Origin of the sequence: Agrobacterium sp. CNPSo 2736, from assembly GCF_004005385.1 — a bacterium.
GTDB lineage: Bacteria > Pseudomonadota > Alphaproteobacteria > Rhizobiales > Rhizobiaceae > Agrobacterium > Agrobacterium leguminum.
The window spans coordinates 242,414-259,849 of record NZ_RZTX01000002.1 but is presented as its reverse complement, the minus strand read 5'-3'; the positions used below and the strand labels follow the sequence as shown (position 1 = coordinate 259,849).

Below are 17,436 nucleotides of genomic sequence, written 5' to 3'. Positions count from 1 at the left end.
ACGCAATTGCCTTGCTTTCGTCTTTCCCGGCGATGGCAATTCAATCTCAGTCAACGCAGGGTTAAAGGAAAGGATTGCAATCCCTCGCATCCGCCTGCAAACCTGTTTCCGGTGCGGCAGGGGCGCGGCGCGGATTGCTCGGTCAAGGGGAAAAACAGCATTTCAGATATGCCGAAACGATGCAGGGCGATTTGCCCGGCACGGCGGAAATCCTTTATCCGCTTCGCAGAACCGGCGATGTCGCGACATATGATACGACCGCCCTTGCCGGCAAGCCGAACCTGCGAACTGTCGCCTCTCAAAAAATCGCCGCATGCTTCACGCAGGAGCGCGCATTCGGCCACGATTTTCTTTTCGTTCCGGTTTTCATCGGCGGCGGTGCGATCCTCTGGTTTTCCCTCGACACCTCGCCTTCATTCCCCGTTCTGGCGATCACATGTCTCATCGCCGCCGGTCTGGCGTTATTCGCGAAATATCGCTCGGGCTTCGCAGCGACGGCCTGCGGCATTTTTGCGCTGCTTTTGCTGGGCATGCTTTTCGCCGGCGTCGAAACGTGGCGTGCGGGAACGGTGGTGCTGGATACGCCCGTTACCACCACCATTACCGGCACGGTGACACGCCGGGAGGTGGATGCGCGCGGGGACTGGCGATATGTGGTGCAACTCACCGCGACGGAAGCGCCGGCATTGTCACGCCCGCCGGGCAAGGTCTCGCTCCTGTCACGCGGGGGAGGCGAGCCCGCCGCACTCGGCGCGACCATTCGTGGCAAGGCGCGGCTCTCGCCGCCATCCGGCCCGGCCTTGCCGGGGCTCAACGATTTCGCCTTCGCCTCCTATTTCAGGGGCATAGGCGCGACCGGATTCTTCTATAGGCCGCCACAGACGCTCACTTCACCCGGCATCGACGCGAAGACGGGCTGGCAGGAATGGGCCGACATGCGGCTCTATGGCCTTCGCACCGCCATTGCCGAACGCATCCGCAACACCATAGGCGGCGATGCCGGCGCCTTCGCCGCCTCCATCGTCACTGATGAGAGACAGGCCATATCCGCCGAAACGATGGAAGCGTTACGGCTCTCCGGCCTTGCCCATATCGTCGCCATATCCGGGCTCAACATGGCGCTGGCGTCGGGCATATTCTTTGTGGGGCTGAGGCTTGCCTTCAGTCTCTTTCCGGCATTTGCGCAGCGCTGGCCCGTGAAGAAGATTTCGGCTTTCGCCGCACTCCTGATGACGCTTGCCTATTATCTGATTTCAGGCTTCGCCGTTTCGGCAGAACGCGCCTGGCTGATGATGTCGGTGATGCTGATCGCGGTGCTGTTCGATCAACCCTCGCTCAGCCTCAGGAATGTCGCGCTTTCCGCTTTGGTCATTCTCGCTTTTTCGCCCTCGGAAATCATGGGCCCGAGCTTTCAGATGTCTTTTGCCGCGACCATCGCGCTCGTCGCCTCCTTTGCGGCCTGGAGCCGCTGGCGTGTCGACCGCGAGCGCCTGTTCATCGGGCGCAAACCGGCATGGATGACGGTGGCGCAAACGGCGGGCGCCATCATCGGCGGCGTCATCACGACGTCGCTGATCGGCGGTCTTTCGACGGCGATCTATTCGGTCGAGCATTTTCAGCGTGTCACCACCTATGGACTTTTCGCCAATCTGGCTGCCATGCCGCTGATGTCGCTGATTGTCATGCCTTTCGGCCTTGTCGCCATGCTGCTGATGCCTTTCGGGCTGGACGCACCATTCCTGAAGGTCATGGGATACGGCATGGCCCTCGTCATCGAGGTTGCGCAGGAGGTGGCGTCCTGGGGCGGAAGTGTTGGAACAGGCCGGCCGCACGGGTGGTTTCTGGGGCTCGCCTCGGCCGGTTTTCTGCTGCTGACATTGCTGCGCAGCCGGCTTGCGCTTCTGGGCATGCCGCTTCTGTTCCTCGCCTTCGGCCTGTCGTCCGCCACGGCCTATCGCGATCCGCCTGACCTGCTTGTTCATGAGGATGGCGAGCTGGTGGCGCTGCTGGAGGACGGCAAAGCCTATACGACGAAAGCCCAGCCGCGGGGTTTCGTTTATGGCCAGTGGCAAAGGGCGCTGCTTTTGCCGGAACAGCCTGTGCCGCCAGTCTTTCTAAAGACCGAGGCCACGGCAAAAACCGTGGCTTTGGCCCCGAAGGCGAAGCTTGATCCGCAAGAGATGAGCGCAGTTGCGCGGCAGATGACGGCGGCCCTGAGAGACGCGGAGCGCGGTGTTTTCACCTGCAGTAAAGGCATATGGTGCGTTGCGCGCGCGGGAAGCGGCGAATGGATCATCGTTCTGGAAGATGGTCGCTTTGCCGGAAAGGCTTGCGATATCGCCGATATCGTTATCGTCTCCCGCAGAACGTCCTTTTCCCAATGCCGCTCGGGCGCACTTCTGCTGAACCGCGATATCTTGCGGCGGATCGGTTCGCTGGAAATGGACTTCGCCGGCAGCGATCAGGCAGGAGTGGTCGGCAGGCTGCGCGCCGCAATCGCCGGAATGGACAGGCCCTGGAGCGAACATCGCTATTACGACTGGAAAAGCGGCCGTTTCGATCACGACGTGCCTGATGCCGTCATGCGGTTGCTGGCGGCATCGCAATAAAGTGCCGCCAGCATGGGTCGTCAGGCCTTGATGCGCAGATCCGCGGTCAATTCGCCGATCCCGCTAATTTCCTCTTCATGCGCCGCATCGCGCCAAACTTCCTTCAGCCCGGCCTCGTACCATTCGCGCATGGCGGGAAGGGAAAGCAGCCGGTCGCAATAGGCTTTCGCCGCAGGCGAAAGTTCCGCGCCATAGGTCTGGAAACGAAATGCCACCGGGCAGAAGAAGGCATCGACCGCCGTAAATTTCTGGCCGGCAAGAAAAGGCCCGCCGAATTTCGCGAGGCCTTCGCTCCACAGCGTATCGATGCGCTTTATATCGGCCGCAAGCCCGGTATCGCCGCCCTTCGGTTTTACGCGAATACCGACCGACATCGGGTAGAGATTGCGCAGCGAGGAAAAGCCCGCATGCATTTCGCTCGCCGCCGACCGTGACCAGGCCCGTGCCTGCTTGTCGCTTGCCCAGACGCCCTGGTGTCTTTCCGCCAGATATTCGGCGATCGACAGCGATTCCCAAACCGTCACGCCCTCATCGACAAGGCAGGGCACCTTGCCGGTCGGCGAGAAGGTGGAGAAGGAAACGCCTTCGCCGAACGGAACGAGTTTTTCATCGAAGGCGATGCCGAGCGTGCGCATCAATACCCAGGGCCGCAGCGACCATGAGGAGTAGTTCTTGTTGGCGATATAAAGATCGTACATGACGTGTTTCCCCGATGTGACGCGCATTTCTATACCGGCGGATGTGCCTTGGAATATTGCAAATAATCCATGGCTCCCATAAGCCGCGTTGATGAATGGGAAGGTGAGGGCAGGGAGAAAGAATCAAACCCGCGTTACCGCCCGGAGACGAGAGCGGAACTCACCCAAACGAGACTGGTATATCCCTGCTCAACGAAATGAAGGATGCTCATTTCCTTGATTTCAACCGGCTCTCATTTTGCCGCAGTCTGCAGCGCAACGAAAACATCTCGCATGAAAGCCCAAACCAGATTTCACGACAAATATGTGCCCGTCCGCTGGACGATCTCTTTTCAGTTCCGCAGGGCCGCATTGTTCCAGGGAACAAGCCAAGATGCTTCAAACGGAGCGCCATCCTTTCGATGACGCCCCCAGCGAAAAAAGGCGGGCCGCCAATTAATGATAACGGCGGATCAGTCCAACCAGCTTGCCCTGGATTTTCACCCGGTCCGGTCCGAAGATGCGGGTTTCATAGGCGGGATTGGCCGCCTCCAGAGCGATGGAGGCTCCCTTGCGGCGGAAACGCTTCAGGGTCGCTTCTTCGTCATCCACCAGTGCTACGACAATATCGCCCGGATTGGCCGTATTGCCGTTGCGGATGATGACGGTATCGCCATCAAAAATGCCGGCCTCGATCATCGAGTCGCCCTTGACTTCCAGAGCGTAATGTTCGCCCGAGCCGAGCATGTCGACCGGCACGGCCACGTCATGGGTGTTGTTCTGGATGGCGGAAATCGGCACACCGGCGGCGATGCGGCCCATGACCGGCACGGTGGCCGCGCCGGCGAAATCATTGGCGGGCGCCTTCTGGGCAGGGGCCGGTTCCGGCGTCTTCGGCTTGCCGAGGCTGCCTTCGATGACGCTGGGCGAGAAGCCGCGCTGCGGCCTTGCACCCGGCGCATAGGCCTCGGGCAGCTTGATGACTTCCAGCGCCCGCGCCCTGTTAGGTAGCCGGCGAATGAAACCGCGCTCCTCGAGTGCGGTGATCAGCCGGTGGATGCCGGATTTGGAGGCAAGATCGAGTGCGTCCTTCATTTCATCGAAGGAGGGCGGCACGCCGGACTCTTTCATTCTTTCATGAATGAAGAGAAGCAATTCCTGCTGTTTGCGCGTGAGCATGAGGAAAACACCCTTGAGAATCGTCGTTGAAGTCGCGAAACAAATACAGAACGAACACTATATGTTCCATATGTGTTCCGCAATCCCCTAAAATTTCGTGAAGGGTGCATCGCAGATCGTGATTTGATCGTCGAAACCAGGAAGAGAGCAGATTTGACGAAGTGTCGCGGTAAATAAGCAAAATCGCCTGCACGTGAAGAATGGGCGAATGCTGACGCCGCTGACCCCTGAATGTCTCTCCGTCCGGTGTGTGCTAGGCTGATCATTTGCCTCGCTGGCGCTATTTGTGCTTTTGTCTGAGGGAGCCGGCTCGGCTAAACCGCCAGACAATGCAGCACAGGGTCTCGACAATGGCAAACCGATATAAAGTCGATCATCTCGTTTTGCCGGTACAGGCTCTCGCCGTAGCGAAAAATCGTCTTCAGTCTCTCGGCTTCACCGTTGCGCCGGAGGCCCTCCATCCTTTCGGCACGCAGAATGCCTGTGTTTTCTTCACCGACGGCACCTATCTGGAGCCCCTCGCGATTGCTGATCCGGCTAAATATCATGCCTCAGTGAAAAAGGGCGATGTCTTCACCGGTAGGGATCAGGCATTCCGGCAGCGTGACCGAGAAGAAGGTTTTTCGGCCCTTGTCGCGGCAACTGAAGATGCCCGTGCCGATCATGAGAGGTTTTCCGCCTCCGGCCTTTCGGCAGGCGATGCCTTCGAATTTTCACGACCTGTTCGAATGCCCGATGGATCGCAGAGCGAGGCCTCGTTTCGGCTCGCTTTTGCTGCCAGCGGTTCGGCTGAGGATTTCTTCCTGTTCAGCTGTCAGCGGCTGCAGGCCCTGCCGGGCGATCGCACCGCACTTGAGCGGCACGCCAATCGTGCTTCGGGCCTTAAAGAGGTTGTCCTGTTTTCCGGAGACGATCCGAATGCGGCGCGCCTGATCGAAACGGTGTTCGGCTGTGAGGGTGAGATGTCTCCAGATGGGGATATGATCCTTGCAAGCGGCAATGCGCGCATCAGGCTGACCGGAAAACCAGCGTTCAGCGGGCAGGCTCTGAATGCGGCGGATCGGCGTGGCGGCGGATTGCGCGGCATGGGCATCGTCTTTTCCGTTGACGATCTTGCCGTGACAGAAGCGGTGCTTGCTGCTAATGGCGTCTCCAGCGCAGAAGCGGGCGGCCGTCTGGTGGTGTCCGCCGCGCCCGGTCAGGGCGTTGCATTCGCCTTCGAGGAAAAATGATGAGCGTTACGAACAATCTCAAAGTCACCGCCGGCGACGGCGCCAATTCGGTTTCCTTTTCCAATAAAGAGCGATTTTCCCTGATCGCCGGCCCCTGCCAGATGGAAAGCCGCGAACACGCCTTCATGATCGCGGGCGTCCTGAAGGAGCTGTGCGACAAGCTGGGGATCGGGCTCGTTTACAAGTCGTCCTTCGACAAGGCGAACCGTACTTCGCTTTCCGGCAAGCGCGGCATCGGCCTTGAGAGCGCCATGCAGGTTTTCGCCGATCTCAAGAAGGAATTCGGCTTTCCGGTGTTGACCGACATTCACACCGAAGAACAATGCGCCATCGTGTCCGAAGTGGTGGATGTCCTGCAAATCCCGGCCTTTCTCAGCCGCCAGACCGATCTTCTCGTCGCCGCCGCCAAAACCGGCCGCGTCATCAACGTCAAGAAGGGCCAGTTCCTTGCCCCCTGGGACATGAAGAACGTGCTGGCCAAGCTCAACGAGAGCGGCAATCCGAATGTGCTTCTGTGCGAGCGCGGCGCCTCCTTCGGTTACAACACGCTTGTTTCCGACATGCGCTCGCTGCCGATCATGGCTTCGCTCGGCGCGCCTGTTGTCTTTGACGCCACGCATTCGGTTCAGCAGCCGGGCGGGCAGGGCGGCTCCACGGGCGGCCAGCGCGAATTCGTCGAGACTCTGGCGCGGGCGGCGGTGGCCGTCGGCGTCGCCGGGCTCTTCATCGAGACCCATGAGGACCCGGACAATGCACCGTCCGACGGCCCCAACATGGTCCATCTGAAGGACATGCCGAAACTGCTCGAAAAGCTGCTTGCTTTCGACGCCATTACCAAAGCCTGAGGGGCGGGGGCGTTAACGGCGGGCACTGTCTGTGCCAATCGATTTTAATGGCGGGCGGGCCGTTTCTGCCGCCCGTCGTCATTGTAATTTCTTCGCCATCGTCTAAGACAGGCGACGGAAAATATCTGTTCCATTCCCAAGGGAGAGACCATGACTGCCATTACCGATATCATCGCGCGCGAAATCCTCGACAGCCGCGGCAACCCGACCGTTGAAGTCGATGTTTACCTCGAAGACGGCTCCATGGGCCGCGCCGCCGTTCCTTCGGGCGCCTCCACCGGCGCGCATGAGGCGGTTGAGCTGCGCGATGGCGGCAAGCGTTATCTCGGCAAGGGCGTGGAAAAGGCAGTTGAAGCCGTCAATACGGAAATCTTCGACGCCATTGGTGGTTTTGACGCTGAAAACCAGATCCAGATCGACCAGACGATGATCGTGCTCGACGGCACGCCGAACAAGTCGCGCATCGGCGCCAACGCCATTCTCGGCGTGTCGCTCGCCGTTGCCAAGGCTGCCGCCGAAGCCTCCGGCCTGCCGCTTTATCGTTATGTCGGCGGCCCGAACGCACATCTGCTGCCGGTTCCGATGATGAACATCATCAATGGCGGCGCGCATGCCGATAACCCCATCGACTTCCAGGAATTCATGATCCTGCCGGTCGGCGCAGAAAACATCCGCGAAGCCGTGCGCATGGGTTCTGAAGTGTTCCATACGCTGAAGAAAGAACTGGCGGCACAGGGTCACAACACCAATGTCGGCGACGAGGGCGGTTTTGCACCGGGTCTCGAAAGCGCACCGGCCGCGCTCGATTTCATCATGAAGTCGATTGAAAAGGCCGGCTACCGTCCGGGCGACGACATGTTCGTCGGCCTTGACTGTGCATCGACCGAATTCTTCAAGGACGGAAAATACGTTCTCGAAGGCGAAGGCCGCACGCTGGAATCGGGCGCAATGGCGGAATATCTGGCGGAACTCGTCGCCAAGTACCCGATCATTTCCATTGAAGACGGCATGGCTGAAGACGACTGGGAAGGCTGGAAGACGCTGACCGATCTCATCGGCAACAAGTGCCAGCTCGTCGGCGACGATCTCTTCGTCACCAACTCCGCGCGTCTTCGCGACGGCATCAAGATGGGCGTTGCAAACTCCATCCTCGTCAAGGTCAACCAGATCGGTTCGCTCTCCGAGACGCTGGATGCGGTCGAGACGGCGCACAAGGCCGGCTACACCGCCGTCATGTCGCATCGTTCGGGAGAGACGGAAGATTCCACCATCGCCGATCTCGCGGTCGCCACCAATTGCGGTCAGATCAAGACCGGCTCGCTTGCCCGTTCCGACCGGCTCGCGAAGTACAACCAGCTGATCCGCATCGAAGAAATGCTGGGTCCGCAGGCTGCCTACGCTGGCCGTTCGATCCTGCGCGGGTAATTCCGGCAGTATTGGTTTGTGATGCGGCCCGCCGCCTTGGCGGGCTCATTCAGGGGCGAGCGGTAGCATCCGCATTCCGTCACCCCGGACTTGATCCGGGGTCCAGCGCGATCAAGTCCTTGATCGCGAAAGACTCTCCCCACAGCGCAGACGCGCTGTAGCTGGATGCCGGATCAAGTCCGGCATGACGAGGGTCCTTTTGACGTCGCTGCCATTCTTAGCCCGCCCTCCGGCGGGCTTTTTTGCGCCTATCCGCCAAAGAGAATTTAAGGTCAACGGATAGTTAAACAATCCGCCTTAGTCTCGAGACTCACGTTATGCGTTTTAAGGCTTCTCTCCGGCATGTGGACCAGACATCATAAAAAGAGACGATTCGGCCGTTTGATCGTTCCGGCCATCACGATCGCTTTTCTTTCCTATTTCGGGTATCATTCCATCCATGGCGACTTCGGCCTGCAGGCGACGGAGCGGCTGGAGCGGCAGCGTATCACCCGCACTGCGGAGCTTGCAAAGCTGACGCAGGCGCGTGTGGCGCTGGAGCGGCAGGTGGAATTGATGAGCGATGGCTCGCTTGAGCGGGACATGATCGACGAGATTTCCCGTTACCAGCTGAATATGTCCCGCACGGACGAAATCGTCATCATGAACACATATTTCTAATTAACCGAAATCGAGTTAATTTAACATTTCTGATTTATTCACAGCATCTTAGCGTGAATATGTGCCATGCGTTTAAAGCATTGCTGCATGGCATTTTCTTGCATATGGTACGCGCCACTCTATCCATTCAAATGGCAACTCAGGGAGGGATGAATGGCGCCGCGAAAACCAGCGACCGTATCCGGCCGCAAGACCACGGCAAAGGCTGCAACCGAATTCACCGGAAAGAACAGCCCCGACTTCTCCAAAGAAGACGAACTTCACGCTTACCGTGAAATGCTGCTCATCCGCCGTTTCGAAGAAAAGGCCGGCCAGCTCTACGGCATGGGCTTCATCGGTGGTTTCTGTCACCTCTACATCGGTCAGGAAGCCGTTGTTGTCGGCATGCAGATGTCGCAGAAGGAAGGCGATCAGGTCATCACCGCTTACCGCGACCACGGCCACATGCTGGCGCTCGGCATGAGCGCACGTGGCGTCATGGCCGAATTGACCGGCCGCCGCGGCGGTCTGTCGAAAGGCAAGGGCGGCTCGATGCACATGTTCTCGAAAGAGAAGCACTTCTACGGCGGCCACGGCATCGTCGGCGCGCAGGTTTCCCTTGGAACCGGTCTCGCCTTCGCCAACAAATATCGCGGCAACGACAATGTCTCCGTAACCTATTTCGGTGACGGCGCCGCCAACCAGGGCCAGGTTTACGAGAGCTTCAACATGGCCGCTCTCTGGAAACTGCCGATTATCTATATCGTCGAGAACAACCGTTACGCCATGGGCACCTCGACCGCCCGTGCTACCGCCCAGTCTAACTACTCGCTGCGCGGCCAGTCCTTCGGCATCCCCGGCGTTCAGGTGGATGGCATGGATGTGCGCGCCGTCAAGGCAGCCGCCGATCAGGCGCTGGAACATTGCCGTTCCGGCAAGGGTCCGATCATTCTGGAAATGCTGACCTACCGTTACCGTGGTCACTCCATGTCCGACCCGGCGAAATACCGTTCGAAAGACGAAGTGCAGAAGATGCGCTCCGAACATGACCCGATCGAGCAGGTCAAGGCACGGCTTCTGGAGCAGGGCTGGGCAAGCGAAGACGAACTCAAGGCCATCGACAAGGATGTCCGTGATATCGTCGCCGACAGCGCCGACTTCGCCCAGAACGACCCAGAGCCGGATGTCTCCGAGCTCTACACCGACATTCTGCTCTGATCGGGAAAGGGAAACCCATGCCAGTAGAAATTCTTATGCCCGCCCTTTCCCCGACCATGGAGGAAGGCACGCTTTCCAAATGGCTTAAAAAGGAAGGCGACAAGGTCACCTCCGGCGACGTGATCGCCGAGATCGAGACCGACAAGGCAACCATGGAAGTGGAAGCCGTGGATGAAGGCGTCATCGGTAAGCTGCTGATCGAGGCCGGCACTGAAGGTGTGAAGGTCAACACGGCAATCGCCGTTCTCCTTCAGGATGGCGAAAGCGCCGACGACATCTCTTCTTCCGCCCAGAAGGAAGAGCCAAAGGCTGAAGCTGCAAATTCCGGTTCTGATGCCGCCGGCGGCAAGACCCGCGAAGCTGCCGAAGAGCCGAGTGCTGCCAAGGAAGCCGCCAAGGTTCCGGCAGCCCCGAAGATTGAAGCTGCAGCCGATCCGGATATTCCGGAAGGCACGGAAATGGTGATGACGACGGTGCGTGAAGCGCTGCGCGACGCCATGGCCGAAGAGATGCGCGCCGACGAAAAAGTTTTCGTCATGGGTGAAGAAGTCGCCGAATATCAGGGCGCCTACAAGATCACCCAGGGCCTGTTGCAGGAATTCGGCGAGCGCCGCGTCATCGACACCCCGATCACCGAGCATGGTTTTGCCGGTATCGGCGTCGGCGCTGCGATGACGGGCCTGCGCCCCATCGTCGAATTCATGACCTTCAACTTCGCCATGCAGGCGATTGACCAGATCGTCAACTCGGCGGCCAAGACGCTTTACATGTCGGGCGGCCAGATGGGCGCACCGATGGTGTTCCGTGGTCCGTCCGGTGCTGCTGCCCGCGTTGGCGCTCAGCATTCGCAATGTTACGCCGCATGGTACAGCCATATTCCGGGTCTCAAGGTCGTCATGCCTTACACGGCAGCCGACGCGAAGGGTCTGCTCAAGGCCGCCATCCGCGATCCGAACCCGGTCATCTTCCTTGAGAATGAAATTCTCTACGGCCAGAGCTTCGAAGTGCCGAAGCTCGATGATTTCGTGCTGCCCATCGGCAAGGCGCGCATTCATCGCAAGGGCAAGGATGCGACCATCGTTTCCTTCGGCATCGGCATGACCTATGCCATCAAGGCGGTTGCGGAACTCGAGAAGCTCGGCATTGACGTCGAACTGATCGATCTGCGCACCATCCGCCCGATGGACCTGCCTACCGTCATCGAATCGGTCAAGAAGACCGGTCGTCTTGTTACTGTTGAGGAAGGTTTCCCGCAGTCGTCGGTCGGTGACTTCATCGCCAACCAGGTCATGCGCGCCGCTTTCGACTATCTCGATGCGCCGATCCTGACGATTGCCGGCAAGGATGTTCCGATGCCCTACGCGGCGAACCTCGAAAAGCTGGCTCTGCCAAACGTCGATGAAGTCGTTCAGGCCGTCAAAACCGTCTGCTACAAGTAAGGGGAGGCGTTTCGATGCCGATAAACATCACCATGCCTGCCCTTTCTCCCACGATGGAAGAGGGCAATCTGGCCAAGTGGCTGGTCAAGGAAGGCGACAAGGTCGCGCCCGGTGACGTGATCGCCGAGATCGAGACCGACAAGGCAACCATGGAAGTGGAAGCCGTGGACGAAGGCACGGTTGCCAAGCTCGTCGTTCCGGCAGGCACTGAAGCGGTCAAGGTCAATGCCCTGATCGCCATCCTTGCCGCCGATGGCGAGGATGTTGCCGAGGCGGCAAAGGGCGGCGCTGCCGCTCCCGCCAAGGCGGACGCAAAGGCCGAAGCACCGAAGCAGGAAGCCGTTAAGGCCGAAGCGCCGAAGGAAGAAGCAGCACCTGCCAAGGCTGAAAAGCCGGCCGCCGATCAGGCGCCCGCATCGTCCACGCCGGCGCCGGTCGCGAAGTCCGGTGAGCGCATCTTTGCTTCGCCGCTTGCTCGCCGTCTCGCCAAGGAAGCCGGTCTCGACCTTTCGGCCGTCTCCGGTTCCGGCCCGCATGGCCGCATCATCAAGACCGACGTGGAAAAGGCTGCCGCTTCCGGCGGTGCAAAGGCTGCTCCGGCCGCCGCGGCATCCGCAGGCACACCGGCTCCGGCTCTTGCCAAGGGTCAGTCGGACGAAGCGGTTCTCAAGCTGTTCGAACAGGGCTCCTACGAGCTGGTGCCGCATGACGGCATGCGCAAGGTCATCGCCAAGCGTCTGGTCGAATCCAAGCAGACGGTTCCGCACTTCTACGTCTCCGTGGATTGCGAACTGGATACGCTTCTGGCGCTGCGCGCCCAGCTTAACGCGGCTGCCCCCGAAAAGGACGGCAAGCCGGCCTACAAGCTGTCGGTCAACGACATGGTCATCAAGGCGCTGGCTCTTTCGCTGCGTGATGTACCTGACGCCAACGTCTCCTGGACGGAAAGCGCCATGGTCAAGCACAAGCATTCGGATGTCGGCGTCGCCGTTTCCATTCCGGGTGGCCTGATCACGCCGATCATCCGCAAGGCGGAAGAAAAGTCGCTCTCCACCATCTCCAACGAGATGAAGGACTACGGCAAGCGCGCCAAGGAGCGCAAGCTGAAGCCCGAGGAGTATCAGGGCGGCACGACCGCCGTGTCCAATATGGGCATGATGGGCGTCAAGAGCTTTTCCGCCGTTATCAACCCGCCGCATGCCACCATTCTGGCCGTCGGCGCGGGTGAACAGCGGGCAGTCGTGAAGAACGGCGAGATCAAGATCGCCAACGTCATGACGGTCACGCTTTCCACCGACCACCGCTGCGTCGATGGCGCGCTCGGAGCCGAATTGATCGGCGCCTTCAAGCGCTACATCGAAAACCCGATGGGCATGCTGGTTTGATCGGAGAGTGACATGGTGAAGTCGGTCCTCTGCTTTGGCGATTCCCTCACATGGGGATCAAATGCGGAAACGGGTGGCCGGCACAGCCATGACGATCTTTGGCCGAGCGTCTTGCAAAAGGCGCTCGGGCCCGACGTACATGTGATCCACGAAGGGCTGGGCGGTCGCACCACCGCCTATGACGACCACACCGCCGATTGTGACCGCAATGGCGCCCGATTGCTGCCGACGCTGCTGCACAGCCACGCGCCGCTGGATCTGGTCATCATCATGCTCGGCACAAACGACATGAAACCGGCGATCCATGGTTCGGCCATTGTCGCCATGAAGGGTATCGAGCGGCTGGTAAAGCTAACGCGCAATCATGTCTGGCAGGTGCCCGACTGGGAAGCGCCTGACGTGTTGATCGTCGCGCCGCCGCAACTCAGCGAAACGGCCAATCCCGTCATGGGCGCGATCTTTCGCGATGCGATCGATGAATCGGCGATGCTGGCTTCCGTTTACCGGGACCTTGCCGACGAACTCGATTGCGGATTTTTCGATGCCGGCTCCGTCGCCCGCACGACGCCGGTGGACGGCGTTCATCTCGATGCCGAAAACACGCGGGCCATCGGGCGCGGGCTGGAGCCCGTCGTCCGTATGATGCTCGGACTTTAAGAACAATTCCCGGTCGTGGCGCTGCTCGCGACCCGATAGGACAAGGCAGGATTTCCAATGGCTCAATCTTATGACGTCATCATCATCGGTTCGGGACCGGGCGGTTATATTGCCGCGATCCGCGCCGCCCAGCTCGGCATGAAGGTTGCCGTTGTCGAGCGCGAGCACCTTGCCGGCATCTGCTCCAACTGGGGCTGCATTCCCACCAAGGCTCTGCTGCGCACCGCCGATGTCATGCACACCGCCACCCACGCCAAAGACTATGGCCTGACGCTGGAAGGTTCGATCAAGCCGGACGTGAAGGCAATCGTCGCCCGCTCGCGCGGCATTGCCGCTCGCATGAACAATGGCGTCGGTTTCCTGTTCAAGAAGAACAAGGTCGATATCATCTGGGGTGAAGCCAAGATCACCAAGCCGGGTGAGATCGTCGTTGGCAAGTCCACCAAGCCGGTGGTTCAGCCGCAGGGTCCGGTTCCGAAGAACACGCTGGGTGAGGGCACCTATACCGCCAAGCACATCATCGTCGCCACAGGCGCCCGCCCGCGCGCGCTGCCCGGCATCGAGCCGGATGGCAAGCTGATCTGGACCTATTTCGAGGCGATGAAGCCGGAAGAACTGCCGAAGTCGCTGCTCGTCGTGGGCTCGGGCGCGATTGGCATCGAATTCGCCAGCTTCTACCGCACCATGGGCGTTGACGTCACCGTCGTAGAAATCATGAGCCAGGTCATGCCGGTCGAAGATGCGGAAATCTCCGCCTTCGCCAAGAAGCAGCTGGAAAAGCAGGGCATCAAGATTCATCTGGAAACCAAGGTTTCCAAGGTCGAGAAGGCTGCAAACTCCGTCACTGCGACGCTGGAGAAAAAGGACGGATCTTCCGAGAAGATCACCGCCGACCGGATGATTTCCGCCGTCGGCGTCGTGGCCAATGTCGAAGGCATCGGCCTTGAGGCCGTTGGCGTGAAGACCGATCGCGGCTTCATCGTCATCGACGGTTACGGCAAGACCAACGTACCGGGCATCTATGCCATCGGTGATGTCGCCGGCCCGCCGCTGCTCGCCCACAAGGCCGAGCACGAGGCTGTCATCTGCGTCGAAAAGATCGCCGGTCTGCCGAATGTCCATCCGATGGACAAGCTCAAGATCCCCGGCTGCACCTATTGCAACCCGCAGGTCGCCTCGGTCGGCCTCACCGAAGCCAAGGCCAAGGAACAGGGCCGCGACATCCGCGTCGGCCGGTTCTCCTTTGCGGCAAACGGCAAGGCCGTTGCGCTTGGCGAGGACCAGGGCATGGTCAAGACCATCTTCGACAGACAAACCGGTGAGCTGCTTGGTGCGCATATGGTGGGTGCGGAAGTCACCGAACTCATTCAGGGCTTCGTCGTCGCCATGAATCTCGAGACGACCGAGGAAGATTTGATGCACACGATCTTCCCGCATCCGACCATTTCGGAATCGATGAAGGAAAGCGTGCTCGACGCCTATGGGCGTGTGCTGAACGCATAAGTGCCGCGTGATGCCCGGCATTGTCTAACCTTGCCGGGTGTCCCATATGTCTCAACGCCGGTTCCTCAAGGGAACTGCTCTTTCAGGGAGCGTGGGAATGGAAAGTGTAGGCTGGATTGCAGCAATCATCATCGGCGGTCTCGCCGGCTGGCTTGCGGGCAAGCTCATGGACATGCGCTTCGGCATTTTCATGAACATCATCCTCGGCATTGTCGGCTCGGTTGTCGCCGTCGCCGTGCTTCGCACTCTTGATGTCTTCGTGCAGGACAGCAGGCTCGGTTATTTCGTCACGTCTTTCCTCGGTGCCAGCCTTTTGTTGTTCCTGGCAAAGCTGGTACGGCGCTGAAAATGCTTCGTGACCGGAAAGGGCTTACGCTTTTTCTGGAATTGTTCTAAAGCATCCGGCCAACAGGTGTTTAGATCGCCACAGGCGATGGAAGCAGGTTTTAAATGGTCACTATTCTCGACAGAACGTCGTCCGACGAAAAGCGCATCCGCCATCCGGAAAAGGCGCATCGGCCCGATACCGAGGTCATGCGCAAGCCGGAATGGATCCGCGTCAAGGCGCCGACCTCCAAGGGCTATCACGAGACGCGCGAACTGGTGCGTAGCCATAAGCTGGTGACGGTGTGCGAGGAAGCCGGCTGTCCGAATATCGGCGAGTGCTGGGACAAGAAACACGCGACCTTCATGATCATGGGTGAAATCTGCACCCGCGCCTGCGCCTTCTGCAACGTCGCGACCGGCAAGCCCAACCCGCTGGATATGGCCGAGCCCGAGAACGTCGCCAAGGCCGTCAAGCAGATGGGCCTTTCACACGTCGTCATCACCTCGGTCGACCGCGACGATCTCGCCGATGGCGGTGCTGAACATTTCGAAAAGGTCATCTGGGCGATCCGTGCTGCGTCTCCGACGACGACCATCGAAATCCTGACCCCCGACTTCCTGAAGAAGCCCGGCGCGCTGGAGCGTGTCGTCGCCGCCAAGCCCGATGTCTTCAACCACAATATGGAAACCGTTCCGGGCAATTACCTCACGGTTCGCCCCGGTGCGCGCTATTTCCACTCCGTGCGCCTCCTGCAGCGGGTGAAGGAACTCGATCCCACCATGTTCACCAAGTCGGGCATCATGGTCGGCCTTGGCGAAGAGCGCAACGAAGTGCTGCAGCTGATGGACGATCTGCGCAGCGCCGATGTGGACTTCCTGACCATCGGTCAGTATCTGCAGCCGACCCGCAAGCACCACAAGGTCGAGGCCTTCGTGACGCCGGAAGAGTTCAAGTCTTACGAAACCGTGGCTTATACCAAGGGCTTCCTGATGGTGTCGTCGAGCCCGCTGACCCGCTCCTCGCACCATGCCGGCGACGATTTTGAGCGCCTGCGTGCCGCCCGCGAAAAGAAGCTGCTTGCGGCTGCGGAGTAAGGGACAAAGGTTCGGCAACATAGGTTGCTGCATCGGGCGATATACGCTCTCTCCACCGTCATGCTCGGGCTTGTCCCGAGCATCTGCAACCTATCGATTGTACGATACGTGATTGGATCCTCGGGACAGGCCCGAGGATGACGTGAGTGGGAGGCGAGGCTTGTGAAATGGTTCCGCTGCCTGTTCCCGGCCTTCAACCCATCACACCACAACCTTCTCCGGCCGATGCGCCCGCATGCACAAGATCACGCTCAGCACCACCGAACAGATCGCCACGATCTCGACAATGGTCGGCCCGCGCCCTTCCCAGAGAAAACCGTAGAGCAGCGCAAACAGCGTTTCGAACAGGATCATCTGCCCGACCATGGTGAGCGGCAGAAGGCGGCTCATGCGGTTCCATAAGGCATTGCCGAGAATGGAGGCGGTGAAACCCAGGCCGGCTGCAACAGCCACAAAGTGCAGCCAGTCGCCCGAATTATGGCTTTCGCCGCCAAAGGCGAAGGCCGGGACGGCGAGCGCCAGTGCAAGCCCGCCCGTCACGACACCGGTCATCATGTTCCAGTCGTCGGCGCTGACATCATGAAGGCGGGAGAGCCACCGGGCATTGCCGACCGCAAAAGCGGTCCATGACGCCAGCGCACCGAGCGCACAGGCAAGTCCGATGACGCGAGAGACATCGAGCCCCGCATCGTTTTCCGTCAGCGACTGCCATGAAATGCCGATAATCCCCATCGCGCCGAAGGCGAGCGACGGCCATAGCTTCTTCAGCGACACCGCGCCGTGGTCGCGGCTGCCGATGATGGTGACGGCGACCGGCAGGAAACCGATGATGATCGAGGTGAAGGCGACGCCGCTCAGCTTCACCGCCGTCGATATGAAGACATAATAGGCGATATTGCCGATCATGCTCAGCCAGCCGAGCGCTATCCACTCCCGCGCGCCAAAATGGGCCGACACGCGTTTCAGGCGCGGCCCGATGATGATGAGGGAAATCAGCCCATAGGTGAGATAACGCGCCGTAGACAGTTGCAGGGCGGAAAAATCCGGCACGAGTTTGGGGGCGAGAAAGATCGCACCCCAGAGCGCACCCGCCAGCATGCCGTAAAAAACACCGAGACCTGTTCTGTTCATGTCATATCACATCCGCATTCACATTTGCCTGCGATGTGCCACAGCCCTCCGTGGCTGTCTTGACAAAAACTCCTG

15 protein-coding genes are annotated in these 17,436 nt (G+C 59.8%); 12 read left to right on the top strand and 3 right to left on the bottom strand.

Translation table 11 applies throughout. The features are described 5' to 3' along the window. Window positions 1-179 precede the first annotated feature (179 nt). Window positions 180-2,609, top strand: a complete 2,430-nt coding sequence (locus EM858_RS05285; RefSeq protein WP_127756182.1) for a ComEC/Rec2 family competence protein — start codon at window positions 180-182, stop codon at window positions 2,607-2,609. A 20-nt stretch (window positions 2,610-2,629) separates the two neighbouring features. On the opposite strand, the gene EM858_RS05280 is transcribed toward EM858_RS05285, so the two are convergent. Continuing rightward, complete coding sequence (locus tag EM858_RS05280) at window positions 2,630-3,307, bottom strand: glutathione S-transferase family protein (RefSeq protein WP_127756086.1); 678 nt, start codon at window positions 3,305-3,307, stop codon at window positions 2,630-2,632. A gap of 435 nt (window positions 3,308-3,742) precedes the next feature. Beyond that, window positions 3,743-4,465: a transcriptional repressor LexA gene (lexA, locus tag EM858_RS05275; protein WP_080817110.1), complete on the bottom strand. Its 723-nt coding sequence runs from the start codon at window positions 4,463-4,465 to the stop codon at window positions 3,743-3,745. A gap of 350 nt (window positions 4,466-4,815) precedes the next feature. Between lexA and EM858_RS05270 the strand changes: the two genes are divergently transcribed. The 11 genes from EM858_RS05270 to lipA all read left to right on the top strand — a co-directional run bounded on the left by EM858_RS05270 (window position 4,816) and on the right by lipA (window position 16,230). Further along, entirely contained in the window at window positions 4,816-5,697 is an 882-nt protein-coding gene (locus EM858_RS05270) for a VOC family protein (RefSeq protein WP_127756085.1), read from the top strand. Beyond that, window positions 5,697-6,542 carry a 3-deoxy-8-phosphooctulonate synthase gene (gene kdsA / locus EM858_RS05265; RefSeq protein ID WP_080817108.1) on the top strand — a complete coding sequence of 282 codons (846 nt, stop codon included), beginning with the start codon at window positions 5,697-5,699 and terminating at the stop codon, window positions 6,540-6,542. Before EM858_RS05270 ends, kdsA begins: the two co-directional genes overlap by 1 nt. Window positions 6,543-6,692: 150 nt before the next feature. After that, a complete protein-coding gene (eno, locus tag EM858_RS05260; RefSeq protein ID WP_003521367.1) occupies window positions 6,693-7,967 on the top strand; it encodes a phosphopyruvate hydratase in 1,275 nt (424 codons plus the stop codon). Between the two features lie 342 nt (window positions 7,968-8,309). Continuing rightward, on the top strand, window positions 8,310-8,627 hold the full coding sequence (locus EM858_RS05255) for a septum formation initiator family protein (protein ID WP_003502598.1): 318 nt from the start codon (window positions 8,310-8,312) through the stop codon (window positions 8,625-8,627). Between the two features lie 153 nt (window positions 8,628-8,780). Next, window positions 8,781-9,824 carry a pyruvate dehydrogenase (acetyl-transferring) E1 component subunit alpha gene (gene pdhA, locus EM858_RS05250; RefSeq protein WP_077982350.1) on the top strand — a complete coding sequence of 348 codons (1,044 nt, stop codon included), beginning with the start codon at window positions 8,781-8,783 and terminating at the stop codon, window positions 9,822-9,824. A 17-nt stretch (window positions 9,825-9,841) separates the two neighbouring features. Further along, window positions 9,842-11,263, top strand: a complete 1,422-nt coding sequence (locus tag EM858_RS05245) for a pyruvate dehydrogenase complex E1 component subunit beta (protein WP_127756084.1) — start codon at window positions 9,842-9,844, stop codon at window positions 11,261-11,263. A 14-nt stretch (window positions 11,264-11,277) separates the two neighbouring features. Continuing rightward, window positions 11,278-12,648: a pyruvate dehydrogenase complex dihydrolipoamide acetyltransferase gene (locus tag EM858_RS05240; protein WP_127756083.1), complete on the top strand. Its 1,371-nt coding sequence runs from the start codon at window positions 11,278-11,280 to the stop codon at window positions 12,646-12,648. Window positions 12,649-12,660: 12 nt separating this feature from the next. Further along, window positions 12,661-13,305: an SGNH/GDSL hydrolase family protein gene (locus tag EM858_RS05235; protein ID WP_127756082.1), complete on the top strand. Its 645-nt coding sequence runs from the start codon at window positions 12,661-12,663 to the stop codon at window positions 13,303-13,305. Window positions 13,306-13,362: 57 nt separating this feature from the next. Next, window positions 13,363-14,808, top strand: coding sequence for a dihydrolipoyl dehydrogenase (gene lpdA / locus EM858_RS05230; protein WP_127756081.1), 1,446 nt, complete (start codon window positions 13,363-13,365; stop codon window positions 14,806-14,808). Between the two features lie 97 nt (window positions 14,809-14,905). Further along, a complete protein-coding gene (locus tag EM858_RS05225) occupies window positions 14,906-15,154 on the top strand; it encodes a GlsB/YeaQ/YmgE family stress response membrane protein (RefSeq protein ID WP_065115534.1) in 249 nt (82 codons plus the stop codon). A 104-nt stretch (window positions 15,155-15,258) separates the two neighbouring features. Then, window positions 15,259-16,230, top strand: a complete 972-nt coding sequence (gene lipA / locus EM858_RS05220; protein WP_127756080.1) for a lipoyl synthase — start codon at window positions 15,259-15,261, stop codon at window positions 16,228-16,230. A gap of 201 nt (window positions 16,231-16,431) precedes the next feature. On the opposite strand, the gene EM858_RS05215 is transcribed toward lipA, so the two are convergent. Continuing rightward, window positions 16,432-17,361, bottom strand: a complete 930-nt coding sequence (locus tag EM858_RS05215) for a DMT family transporter (RefSeq protein WP_127756079.1) — start codon at window positions 17,359-17,361, stop codon at window positions 16,432-16,434. Between the last annotated feature and the right edge of the window lie 75 nt (window positions 17,362-17,436).

Bases quoted from the DNA above. Each gene is read 5' to 3' on its own strand.
- EM858_RS05235 (WP_127756082.1), top strand. From the start codon at position 12,661: ATGGTGAAGTCGGTCCTCTGCTTTGGCGATTCCCTCACATGGGGATCA.
- kdsA (WP_080817108.1), top strand. From the start codon at position 5,697: ATGAGCGTTACGAACAATCTCAAAGTCACCGCCGGCGACGGCGCCAAT.
- EM858_RS05255 (WP_003502598.1), top strand. From the start codon at position 8,310: ATGTGGACCAGACATCATAAAAAGAGACGATTCGGCCGTTTGATCGTT.
- EM858_RS05215 (WP_127756079.1), bottom strand. From the start codon at position 17,361: ATGAACAGAACAGGTCTCGGTGTTTTTTACGGCATGCTGGCGGGTGCG.
- EM858_RS05270 (WP_127756085.1), top strand. From the start codon at position 4,816: ATGGCAAACCGATATAAAGTCGATCATCTCGTTTTGCCGGTACAGGCT.
- lipA (WP_127756080.1), top strand. From the start codon at position 15,259: ATGGTCACTATTCTCGACAGAACGTCGTCCGACGAAAAGCGCATCCGC.
- EM858_RS05245 (WP_127756084.1), top strand. From the start codon at position 9,842: ATGCCAGTAGAAATTCTTATGCCCGCCCTTTCCCCGACCATGGAGGAA.
- pdhA (WP_077982350.1), top strand. From the start codon at position 8,781: ATGGCGCCGCGAAAACCAGCGACCGTATCCGGCCGCAAGACCACGGCA.
- eno (WP_003521367.1), top strand. From the start codon at position 6,693: ATGACTGCCATTACCGATATCATCGCGCGCGAAATCCTCGACAGCCGC.
- EM858_RS05280 (WP_127756086.1), bottom strand. From the start codon at position 3,307: ATGTACGATCTTTATATCGCCAACAAGAACTACTCCTCATGGTCGCTG.
- lpdA (WP_127756081.1), top strand. From the start codon at position 13,363: ATGGCTCAATCTTATGACGTCATCATCATCGGTTCGGGACCGGGCGGT.
- EM858_RS05225 (WP_065115534.1), top strand. From the start codon at position 14,906: ATGGAAAGTGTAGGCTGGATTGCAGCAATCATCATCGGCGGTCTCGCC.
- lexA (WP_080817110.1), bottom strand. From the start codon at position 4,465: ATGCTCACGCGCAAACAGCAGGAATTGCTTCTCTTCATTCATGAAAGA.
- EM858_RS05240 (WP_127756083.1), top strand. From the start codon at position 11,278: ATGCCGATAAACATCACCATGCCTGCCCTTTCTCCCACGATGGAAGAG.
- EM858_RS05285 (WP_127756182.1), top strand. From the start codon at position 180: ATGCAGGGCGATTTGCCCGGCACGGCGGAAATCCTTTATCCGCTTCGC.